At 68.1% G+C, this 11077-nt stretch carries 10 protein-coding genes; 1 reads left to right on the top strand and 9 read right to left on the bottom strand.

The features are described 5' to 3' along the window. Positions 1-3: 3 nt before the first annotated feature. Complete coding sequence (locus tag FFK22_RS20765) at positions 4-717, top strand: HAD family phosphatase (RefSeq protein WP_221938739.1); 714 nt, start codon at positions 4-6, stop codon at positions 715-717. Here the strand turns inward: FFK22_RS20765 and rnk are convergent. The 9 genes from rnk to FFK22_RS20810 all read right to left on the bottom strand — a co-directional run bounded on the left by rnk (position 714) and on the right by FFK22_RS20810 (position 10995). Then, positions 714-1124, bottom strand: a complete 411-nt coding sequence (gene rnk, locus FFK22_RS20770) for a nucleoside diphosphate kinase regulator (RefSeq protein ID WP_138888605.1) — start codon at positions 1122-1124, stop codon at positions 714-716. The two genes, FFK22_RS20765 and rnk, sit on opposite strands and share 4 nt — an antisense overlap. Before the next feature lie 368 nt (positions 1125-1492). Continuing rightward, complete coding sequence (locus FFK22_RS20775; protein WP_138888606.1) at positions 1493-3607, bottom strand: calcium-binding protein; 2115 nt, start codon at positions 3605-3607, stop codon at positions 1493-1495. A 293-nt stretch (positions 3608-3900) separates the two neighbouring features. Continuing rightward, complete coding sequence (locus FFK22_RS20780) at positions 3901-5586, bottom strand: FAD-dependent oxidoreductase (RefSeq protein ID WP_138888607.1); 1686 nt, start codon at positions 5584-5586, stop codon at positions 3901-3903. 89 nt (positions 5587-5675) lie between these two features. Next, a complete protein-coding gene (locus FFK22_RS20785; RefSeq protein WP_138888608.1) occupies positions 5676-6905 on the bottom strand; it encodes an MFS transporter in 1230 nt (409 codons plus the stop codon). Between the two features lie 46 nt (positions 6906-6951). Then, the gene (locus FFK22_RS20790; protein WP_138888609.1) at positions 6952-8328 is read right to left on the bottom strand and encodes an aldehyde dehydrogenase family protein; all 1377 of its coding nucleotides are present in this window, start codon (positions 8326-8328) and stop codon (positions 6952-6954) included. Positions 8329-8380: 52 nt separating this feature from the next. Next, entirely contained in the window at positions 8381-8866 is a 486-nt protein-coding gene (locus FFK22_RS44810) for a putative quinol monooxygenase (protein ID WP_373683757.1), read from the bottom strand. Beyond that, positions 8787-9455: a type 1 glutamine amidotransferase domain-containing protein gene (locus tag FFK22_RS20800; protein WP_138888611.1), complete on the bottom strand. Its 669-nt coding sequence runs from the start codon at positions 9453-9455 to the stop codon at positions 8787-8789. Before FFK22_RS20800 ends, FFK22_RS44810 begins: the two co-directional genes overlap by 80 nt. 37 nt (positions 9456-9492) lie before the next feature. Further along, positions 9493-10548 carry an NAD(P)-dependent alcohol dehydrogenase gene (locus tag FFK22_RS20805; protein WP_138888612.1) on the bottom strand — a complete coding sequence of 352 codons (1056 nt, stop codon included), beginning with the start codon at positions 10546-10548 and terminating at the stop codon, positions 9493-9495. Between the two features lie 24 nt (positions 10549-10572). Next, entirely contained in the window at positions 10573-10995 is a 423-nt protein-coding gene (locus FFK22_RS20810) for a heme-binding protein (protein ID WP_138888613.1), read from the bottom strand. Between the last annotated feature and the right edge of the window lie 82 nt (positions 10996-11077).

Genomic DNA, 11077 nt, shown 5'->3' on the forward strand with positions numbered 1-11077 from the left:
GTGATGGACACCGTCGACCCCGTGCGGAATGCCGCGCCCGCCCCCTCGGCCGGCGGCATCGCGGCGGTGATCTTCGATTGCGACGGGGTGCTGGTCGACAGCGAGTTCATCGCCTGCCGGGCGGTGGCCGGGCTGATCGCGCATTACGAACCGCAGGCGCCGGTCGAGGAGCTGGTGGAGCAGCTGGTCGGCACGCCGGACCTGCACATCGTGCGCCAGGTGGCGGCGCGCTTCGGCACGGTGTTCCCGGAGGATATCGGCCCGCGCATGGCGCAGGTGATCGACGATGCGCTGGCGCTCAGCCTCGACGCCATCCCCGGCGTGCAGGCGGCGCTGGCGGCCTTAAGCCTGCCGATGGCGGTGGCCTCGAACAGCCATGCCGCCCGGGTCCGCCGCTCGCTCGAGATCGCCGGCCTGACCGGGCTGTTCGGCGCGCATGTCTATACGCCGGAAGCGGTGGCGCGGCCGAAGCCGGCGCCGGACCTGTATCTCCACGCCGCCGCGCAGCTCGGCGCCGACCCCGGGCGCTGCCTGGTGATCGAGGACAGCGTCCCCGGCACCACCGCGGGCGTCGCCGCCGGCATGACCGTGATCGGCTTCCTCGGCGGGCGCCACATCCGCGACGGCCATGCCGACCGGCTGCGCGCCGCCGGCGCCCGGCTGATCTGCCCGCATATGGACGATCTGGCCGGGCTGGTGGCGGGGCTGCGGAGCTAGCTGCGGCGGACGGCCGGCTCGACCCGGACCACGGTCAGGTTGCGCGGCTTGCCGGAGGGGGTGATCCAGGTGATGGTCTGGCCCTTGCGCAGGCCGATCAGCGCGGCGCCGACCGGGGTCAGCACCGACAGCCGGCCGGCCGCGATGTCGGCCTCCTCCGGATAGACCAACGTGACTGTGTGCTCCTCGCCGGTCGCGTCGTCGCGATAGGCCACGGTCGAGTGCATCTGGACCACGCCCTTGGCCGCGGTCGCGTCGATGATCTGGGCGCGGTCGAGCTCTTCGGCCAGGAAGTCGGCGATCGCCGGGAAGGCATCCGCCGCGGCGTCGGCCAGCGCCGCCAGGCGATCATAGTCGCCGGCGGTGACGTGGATCTCCGGACGCTTGGGCAGGCTGCTGCGGGACATGCCGAGTTTCCTTTCTTCTGGACGACCGCTCCGGGATCGTGCCCGGAGGGTTCGGGTGCGGCCCGGCGCATCATGACGGCCGGGGCGCGAATTCTGGTGAGGCTGGGAGACAGGTCGCCGGATGCGGCGAAGGCGAGAACGGACGACGGGGCGGCTGCGGCCTGCGGGGGCACCGCCCCCGAGATCAGCAGCCCCGGGCTTGAAGCGGCGTTCGACGCGCCGCCAACAGGTTCGTCCGTGGTGTTCTCATGAGGATTGAGATAGGCGGCCGGGACGCGGCCGTCAACCGGCACGATCCGGATCCGCACCGCTCATGAAAAGGCCGCGCGGTGATGAACACCGCGCGGCCGGCCGGACCGGAAGGCCGGTCAGAGCACGAAGTCGTCCGCCACCAGGGCGCCGTGGGTGCGGACGAAGATCTCGAAATCCGCCCTGCCGTCGCCATTGGTATCGCCGGCCAGGATGCTGCCGGCGAATCGCAGCTCGCCCGCGACATTGTGGAAGGCCTGGGCGCCGATGAAGGTGAAGGCCTGGTTGCCGAAGGCCCCCAGCCTGGTGTTCGCGTCGATCGCAGAGAGGTCGATCTTGTCGCCCTCGACATGGATGAAGTCGGTGACGAAGTCCCGGCCCGCACCCGCCGCCGATTCCGACGCGGCGGCGAAGCGGAACGTGTCGGCGCCGCCGCCGCCGGTCATCTCGTCGGTGCCGGCGCCGCCGACCAGGATGTCGTCGCCGATCCCGCCCTTGAGGTTGTCGCCGGCGGCGCCGCCCTTGAGGAGGTCGTCGCCGGTGCCGCCGGAGAGCTGGTCCTTGCCGCCGCCGCCGTCGAGTTGGTCGTCGCCGAGCCAGCCGTTCATCGTGTCCTCACCCGAGGTGCCGACCCGGATATCGTTGACGTCGCGGATCGCGCCCTGCAGATCGGTGAACACCTGCGCCGACGTCTCCGCCACCTCCTCGAGCGTCCCGGCCAGCGAGATCAGGGCATTGAGCTGCGGCACGGCGATGCCGATGTCCTGGAACTCGGCGATCACCTCCTTCAGGTCCTGGACCACGTCGGAGATGTTGGTCACGGACATGTCGAGCACGGCCTGCAGGCCATCGCGGCCGTTGACGCCGCCGACCAGGCTTTCCAGCGCGGCGCCGAGCACGCCGTCCTCGCCGAAGACCTGGGCGAGCGCCGCCTCGGGCACCCCGCCATGCAGCAGGCCCTCGTCGCCGGCCAGGAGGTCGGCCACGGTGCCGGCGATGGCGAGCGGGCCGGCGACGTTGATCACCCCGCTGCCGACGACCAGCACGCCGACATCCAGGAGCGTGTTGAACACATCCCCGATCAGTCCGTCGCCGAGCGCGCCGCGCAGGCCGACCTGGTCGCCGCCGAGGATGCCGAACTCGCTGAAGAAATTGCCGATCAGGCCGCCGTCGCCCTGCAGCAGGCTGCCGCTCAACGCCCCGCCGAGCACGTCGGTCAGGAGCGTGTCGAGCACGTCGACGCCACCGCCGAGCACGCTCTCGAGCAGGCCGGACACACCGCCGCTATCGACGATGTTGGCCATCAGCACATCCGGCGACAGGGCGCCGAGGGCGCCGAGCAGGAGGTCGGTGAGGCCGCCGCCGTCCGGCCCCAGCACGTTGCCGAGCAGGCCGCCGAGGATGCCGTCGGTCAGCAGGCTGTCGAGCACGTCCAGCCCCGGCAGCTGATCGAAGATCCCGCCGATGGCCCCGCCGATGTCGGTGCCGACGCCGAGATCCGCCAGGACACCGCCGATCAGGCCGTCCGGATCGAGCAGATTGCCGATGATGCCGGTGACGGTCAGGTCGTCGAACAGCCCGCCGACATCCCCCAGCATGCCGCCGACCAGACTGGTGATCAGACCGCCAGCATCGCCCACCAGCCCGTCGGCGAGGCCGCCGATCGTATCGGCCACGCTGCCGATCAGGCCGTCGGGAGCGAGCAGCGAGCCAATCAGGTCGCCGCCATTGTTCAGAACCCCGACCAACTGGGTCACCAGCCCGTCCTCGCCCAGCAGGCCGCCAAGCAGCCCGTCGGGGCTGAGCAGGCCGCCCTCGCCGAACAGCCCGTCGAGCAGGTCGCCCACCGGCACGCCGTCGATCGCACCGCCCAGCAGGCCGCCGAGATTGCCGAGCAGGCCGGACACCACGCCGCCGATCAGCTCGGGGGTGAGCAGCTCGCCCAGCAGCCCGCCGGCATCGCCGAGCTCACCGAGGAAATTGCCGAGCAGGCCGTCGAGGCCGCCGCCGAGCAGACCACCGAGCAGGCCGTCGAGCAGTCCGCCGACACCCCCGACAACACCGCCCACCAAGCCGCCGACGCCACCCACGACGCCGCCCAGCAGACCGTCCTCGCCCAGAAGACCGCCCAGCAGCCCTCCTACCAGGCCGTCCTCGCCGAGAAGACCACCCAGCAGCCCTCCCAGTAAGCCGCCGCCGTCAAGAAGTCCATCCAAGGAATCTGTCGAAGCCATTTCCATCTCCTCCAGGGAATGAGCAGTCCCAGACGCTACCGTTCTCTGGACGGCTTCGAGCCTCTGCTGCCGAAGCTAACACGCATTTCGGATGAAAATAAGAATTTATGCAGAAAAATGGGATTCATCGTTCATCAACTACTGGAATATTTCTCGGATATTTCGGTTTTATTTTGCATAAATGATGGTCGAAGCGGGTCGCGCCAAAGCGCCGTCGTCGCGGGCCCGATCCGTCCGGACCGGACATTCTGCCTCGCTCCAGCGCCCCGAAACCGAACTCCGGCAATGGCGGATTAATGCCCCATACCCAGCGCGCGTCCGACGTTTCGCGCCAGGAAGGAATGGATCTGCGCGATGACGGCGGCCCCCTCACCGACGGCGGCGGCGACCCGCTTGGTCGATCCGGCACGGACGTCGCCGACGGCAAAGATGCCGGGGCAACTCGTTTCCAGCGGCAGTCGATCGCCTTCGCCGCTGCGGTCCCCCGTGAGCACAAAGCCCTTTCCGTCGATCGCGACACAGCCGTCGAGCCAGCCCGTGTTGGGATCGGCGCCGATGAACAGGAAGAGGTGGCGCGACGCGCACTCCTCGGTCTCGCCGGTCCGGGCGTCGCGGAACGTGGCGCCGGTCAGGCCCGTCTCCCGATCGCCATGCAGGGCGACGATCTCGCTGCCCACATGCAGCTCGACATTGGGCAGCGCCGCGATCCGGTCGATCAGATACCGGGACATGGTCTGCTCGAGCGGTCGCCGGACCACGAGATGCAGGTGCCTGACCTGCGGGGCGAGGTAGGCGACCGCCTGGCCGGCCGAGTTGCCGCCACCGACCAGGGTGACGTCCTCTCCCGCACAGAGACGCGCCTCGATCGGCGACGCCCAGTAGGAGACGCCGGCCCCTTCCAGCGCGTCGACATTGGGAACATCGGGTCGGCGGTAGCGCGCTCCCGACGCGATCACGATGGACCGCGCCCGCGCAATGCATCCGTTGCTGAGCTCGAGGGAGAATGGAGCGTCCGCATCCGCTCCATGACAGCACAGCTTTCCGACGGTCAGCGGGATTGCGAGCTCGGCACCGAACTTCGTCGCCTGATTGAAGGCACGGCCCGCAAGGGCCTGTCCCGAGATGCCGGTCGGGAAGCCGAGATAATTTTCGATCCGGGCGGACGCGCCCGCCTGGCCGCCGAAGGCGCGTGAATCGAGAACCAGGACAGACAGTCCCTCGGACGCCCCATAGACGGCGGTGGCCAGCCCGGCCGGCCCCGCCCCGACCACTGCCACGTCATAGACGCTCTCCGGATCGAGATCCGGCATGATGCCGAGACAGGACGCAGCATCCGCATCGCTCGGATTTCGGAGCAATGTGCCGTTCGGACAGATCATCAACGGCAGATCTTCAGTCGCGATGCCGAGCCGTTCGACCAGCTCGCGCCCCTCGGTCTCGCAGGCGGCGACGATGGCGTGGGGATAGCCGTTGCGGGTCAGGAATCCGGACAGCCTGATGATGTCCGGCGCCTCCCGGCGTCCGACCAGGACCGACCCTGCGCCGCCGATCCGCCCTTCCTCGATCAGCGATACGCGGCGGAGGATGAAGGCGCGCATGATCGCTTCGCCAAGATCTGCCGACCCGATGACGAGTGCCCGAAGATGTGCTGCATCGAAGGGAATCGCCAGCACGCCCTGGTCGCCGGCGACCACCGACGCCAGGGTCGCATGCCCCGACAGCTGGCTGGTCTCGCCGCTGAACTGTCCGGGCGAGTAAGTGGCGATCACCGACGACCTGCCGGCCGCGCCGCGCTGAATCGCGTCGGCCGAGCCTTCGAGGATCAGCCAGGCGGGAACATTGCGGGTGCCGATCTCATAGAGGACATCACCTGGGTCGAAGCGGCGCGGCTCACCGCTCGCGAAGCGCCGGGCCGTGCCGATCTGGAGAGTCGAAAGCGTCGGATATGTCTGCTCTCGCCGATCGTCGCTGATCGCCATGGCGTGATCTCCGTCCCGGCCTATGCTCGCGCCGGTGCGTGACATCGCCCGGCATCAATTCGTCAGTGTATGCCGCATCCCATGGCAGGTCATGCGGGCGCGAGCTGAGGCGCCTTCGGCTGGGTCAGCGCGAAGACGAGAAGACCCAGAAGCGTCAGCCCGAAGCCTGCCCATACGGCGGAGAGCAGGCCGTAGCCCGCCGCGATGGTCAGGCTGCCCGCCCAAGCGCCGATGGCGTTGGCGACGTTGAGCGCCGCGAGGTTCATGGCGCCCATCAGCGTGGGGGCTTCCGGGGCGAAGCCCGTCAGGCGCACCTGGATCGTGGGGATGGCGACCATCATGGTCATGCCGACGCCGAACAGCGCCGGCATCAGGACCCACACATTGCCGCCGCCGGCCGCCAGCACCGCGAGGACGACCAGGGCGCTGCCGAAGCCCACGACCAGTCCTCGCGCGGGATGGGCATCCGCAAGCCGTCCGCCGATCAGGTTGCCGGCGGTCATGCCGAGGCCGAACAGCGCCAGCGCGATCGGGATCCAGGCCTGATCGAGCGTCGCCACGTCGGTGACGAAGGGGCCGACGAAGGTGTAGACGGCGAAGATGCTGGCGACGCCGAGCGCCGCGACGAGCATCATCGCCCAGACGGCCGGCCGGCGCAGCGAGGCCAGCTCCTGCACCACGGGGCCGCCGTGCAGCGCCTCCGTCCGGGGCACCCAGCTCCACAAGGCCAGGAAGGCCAGGCCGGCCAGCGCGGCGACGGTGAAATAGGTGTTCCGCCAGCCGAGAGTCTGGCCGAGGAAGGTCGCCAGCGGCGAGCCGATGATCGTCGCGACCGTGAGCCCGGTCATGACCAGCGCGAACGCCTTTCCCGCATGGCCGGGACCGACGATATACGACGCCACCACGGCACCGGCGCCGAAATAGGCCCCTTGCGGCATGCCGCTGATGAAGCGCGCCAGGGCGAACATGCCGAGATCCGTGGCGACCGCCGACAAGACGTTGCCGAGGATGAACAGTCCCATCAGGCACAGCAGCAGCGTCCGCCGGTTCAGCCGCGCCGCCACCAGCGTCACCAGCGGAGCCCCGATCACCACGCCGAAGGCATAGGCCGCAATCGCATTCGTCGCCGTGGGGAGATCGATGCCGAGGCTGGCCGAGAACAGCTGGAGAATCCCCATGCTTGCGAACTCCGACGTCCCGATGCAGAAGCTGCCGAGCGCCAGGGCGAACAGCGTGAGGCCGCGCTTGCGCCGCTCCGCTTCATTCGTGCAATGCACCTTCACCGCGGCGCATTGACCGCGATAGGCCTTGTCCAGCATCCCTGCCTCCCTTCGTGATGGCTGTGCCGATCGCGCCGATCCGGCTCTATCGCTTGAAGACGATCATCTTCTCCGCGGTCATCTCATGCGCCGTGTGGGGAATGCCGCCGATGCCGTAGCCGGACTCGCGCCGACCCGCGAACGGCATCCAGTCGGTGCGGAAAGCGCTGTGATCGTTGACCATCACCGCCGAGGCATCGAGCCGTTCGGCGGCGTCCAGCGCGACATCGAGGTCGCGCGTGAAGATGCTCGCCTGGAAAGCGACGGGCAGGGAATTGGCGGCGGCGATCGCCTGGTCGATCTCGTCATAGCCATAGACGCAGGTGACCGGCCCGAAAATCTCATGCGTCGAGACCCTGGCGTCGCGCGGCGGATCGACGAGGATCGCGGGCCTGAGCGTCGTCTTGCCGAGGCGTCCGCCGCCGATCCGCTGCGCGCCCCTCGTCACCGCTTCATCGATCCAGCTTTCGACCCGCTCCGTTTCGCCGGGTGTGATCAAGGGGCCGACCTCGGTGTCGGCGCGGGTCGGATCGCCGACGCGCAATTGCTGGACCCGCGCGGCCAGGCGGTCGATGAAGGCCTGCCTGAGCTCGGCATGCACATAGATGCGCTGGACCGAGACGCACACCTGGCCGGCATGGTAGTAGCCGCCCTTGGCGATCGGCTCGATGATCGCATCGAGATCGGCGCTCCGGTCGACGATGACGGGGGCGACGCCGCCATGCTCCAGCGCGCAGCGCGTTCCTGGCGCCAGGATCGAGCGCAGCCGCCAGCCAACCTTCGCCGAACCGATGAAGCTCAGGAAGGCGACACGGGAGTCGGTCGCGAAGGCTTCGGAAAGGTCACGGCTTTCGGGCAGCAGCGTCTGCACCCAGCCATCCGGCATCCCGGCCTCATGCACCAGCCTCACGAGCTCGACACAGCAGAGCGGCGTCGCCATGGCCGGCTTGACGACGACCGGGCAGCCGGTGGCGATGGCGGGCGCGACCTGATGCACGATGAGGTTGAGCGGATGGTTGAAGGCGGAGATCGCCGCCACCACGCCGATCGGCTCCTTGACGGTCCAGGCGCGGCGGTTCTCGCTTGCGCGGGTGAGGCCCATCGGGATCTCGACGCCGCCCCGCATGCGCAGCAGATCCGCTGCATTGCGGATGCCGTCGATCGCCCGGTCGGTCTCGACCAGCGCGTCCGAATAGGGCTTCCCGCCTTCGCGCGCGATCAGCATGGCGAAGGTCTCGCGCCGCGTTTCGACAAGGCCGGCGAGCTTGTGGAGCACGGCCATCCGCTCATGCGGCTGCAGCCAGGCGGCACGATCCTGGAATCGGGCGCGCGCCGTCGCCAGCTTGGCTTCAAGCGCCGACGCATCATCCGTCGGCAACTCCGCGATGCGCTCGCGATCAAACGCTTGCACAACCTCGACCATGCTCGTCCTCGTTCTCCAAGCGGCAGGGTTGCCGCGATCCGCGCCTTCCGAGCTATCCGACCTCCACCGCCTCCGAGACCACGGCCGTCCGATCGGCCAGCTCGGGGATTTTGGCCAGGTAGGCTTGATAGTGCGGCGAGTTTCGATGGGCTTCGACGGCCGCAGCGTCGCGGTACAGCTCATCCAGCACATAGCGATCTTCGTTCGATGAGTCGTGCCAGACGTCCCAGCGGAGATTGCCCGGTTCGGCCCGGCACTGCGATGCCATGCCGACGAGCAGCGCTCTGAGCTCAGCGCTCCTTCCCGGGCGAGCGGTCAGGATGGCGGTGATCTTGGACGGAGACTGTGTCACGCGCGGCTCCCGGTGAAATGGGCAAGCGGGCCTCCTCTCAGCGGCCAGGCTTCGAGCGTGCGGGTTCTGATCGCACGCCCGAAGCTTCAGTCCGCATCCGGCTGGTTCATCCTTTGAGGGCGGCGAGCAACTCTTTCCCCAGCGGCCCCGCCGAGGCAGGGTTCTGGCCGGTGATGAGGCGTCCATCGACGATGACGTGAGGTTGCCAGTTGGATGCTGACGAATAGTCGGCACCCTCTGCCCTCAACGCATCCTCCAGCTCGTAGGGGACGTCATCGCGGGCATAGTCGTATTCCTCCTTCTTGGAGAACGACGTGAGCCGCTTGCCGCGCACGAAGGGCGTGCCGTCACCGAGATCCACGCCGAGCAGCGCGCACGGACCGTGACAAACCGCGGCGACGAGCTTCCCCGTGGTCCAGGCACGGACGATGGCGCTCTGCACGGCGGCATTGCGCTGAATGTCGACCATGGGCCCGAGGCCGCCCGGCACCAGAATGGCGTCGTAGTCGGCGGCGTCCACTTCGGACAGCCTGCGGCTGTGGTTCAGCCGGCGAAACGCCTTGCTCTCGAGAAACGCCTTCTGGGCGGGGTCTTTCTCATCATAGGCATCGTAAGGCGTCCATCCTCCGGCAGGCGAAGCGAACTCCACCGCGATTTCCGCCTTGTCGAGCACGTCGAAAGGATGAGCGACCTCGGCGAAAAAGAAGCCGGTCTTGCGACTGTGCGGACCGATCACGGCTGCGTTGGTGACGATGAACAGGACATGTTGGGTCACGGCTTTCTCCTTTGGTTCCCGCTGCGCGCTCAGGCCGTCAGAACGTCACCACCGCTCGGCCGACCACGTCGTTGCCTCTGAGCAGGTCGAGATACTCGTTGATCTGCTCGAAGCCGATGGTCTTGATGGTGTGCTGGATCTTGCCTTCGGCGGCGAGCGCCATGACCTCGCTCAGGTCGGCGTTGTTGCCCCAGAAGGACCCGTGGAAGGTCTGCTCTCCCGACACGCGCGGGAACAGCGGGACGTCGATGCGATCGCCGACGAAGCCGACATCCGCGTAGTGGCCGCTGATCGCCAGCAGGGCAAACCCCAGCTGCACCATCTCCGGCGCGCCCACGCAATCGATGATTGCGTCGAGCTTGTTCTGGCCGGTGGCCTTCTTCAGCTCCTTGCCGACATCGTCGGCAGACTTGCCCTTGACGCTGATGATGTGGTCGGCGCCGTATTTCTTCGCGATCGCAAGCTTGTCGAGATTGCGGGCGAATGCGACGACGGTCGCGCCGGCGCCGAGCAGCTTGGCATATTGGACCGCATAGGCGCCGAGGCCGCCGACGCCGAACACGCCGACGACCCGGTCGGGCCCGAGCCCTCCGGCATTGCGGATCTTCTTAAGGCCGCGATAGGGCGTCAGCCCGGCATCGGTGAGCGGCGCGAGCTCCTCGAATTTCAGATGCTTCGCCACCTTGATCACATAGCGTGCCGGAACCGGGATGTATTCCGCGAACCCGCCATAGGGCCCGAAGCCGGGCCAGCGCACATTGGGGCAGATGTGGGTGTTGCCGACCTGGCAATGGCGGCAGACGCCGTCGCCCCATCCGGGCGCGACCACCACATGGTCGCCTTCCTCCAGGCCTGCTGCCTTTGGCACGACGCCGCCGATTTTCTCCAGCATGCCGGTGATCTCGTGACCCGGGATCACCGGCGGCGGGATGTCGCCATAGCCCTGGAAAAATCCATCGACCAGAAGAACATCGGATCGGCACATCCCGCAGGCCTTGACCTTGACCAGCACCTCGTCCGCCTGGATCTCCGGAACCGGGATGTCCTCCAGGACGAGCGGTTTGTGATACTCAAGTATGCGAGCCGCCTTCATGTGCTTCTCCTTATTCTCGAGAGTTCAACCAGCGCTGACCGCGGCCGCGGCCGCCTCCGCGACGGCGATGTCCTGTTCGACCGTGCCGGCGCTCGCCCCGACCGCGCCGACGATGCTGCCGTCGATCCGGACCGGCAGGCCGCCGCCGAAGATCACGACCCTGCCGCGATTGCTCTGCTCGATCCCGTAGAGCGGCGCGCCGGGCTGCGCCAATGCCGCCAGGTCGGACGTGCGCTTGTCGAAGATCCGCGCCGTCACCGCCTTGCCGATGGCGAGATCGATGCTGCCGATCAGGGCACCGTCCTGCCGGGTGAAGGCGATCAGCGCGCCGCCGGCATCGACCACTGCAATGTTGTAGGCGATGCCGATGCCGGCGGCCTTGGCCTCGCCGGCCTCGAGCATCCGCTTTGCATCCGAAAGCGTCAGGGTGCTGCTGGATCGCGGCATCGTATTCGCGGCCTTGTCTTGATCCTGATTCCCGTCATTTCGAGGCAGGCATGCGCACCGCATGGCCGCGTTTGCAGCCACG

Source organism: Mycobacterium sp. KBS0706, assembly GCF_005938675.2.
In the GTDB taxonomy this organism is placed as follows: domain Bacteria; phylum Pseudomonadota; class Alphaproteobacteria; order DSM-16000; family Inquilinaceae; genus Inquilinus.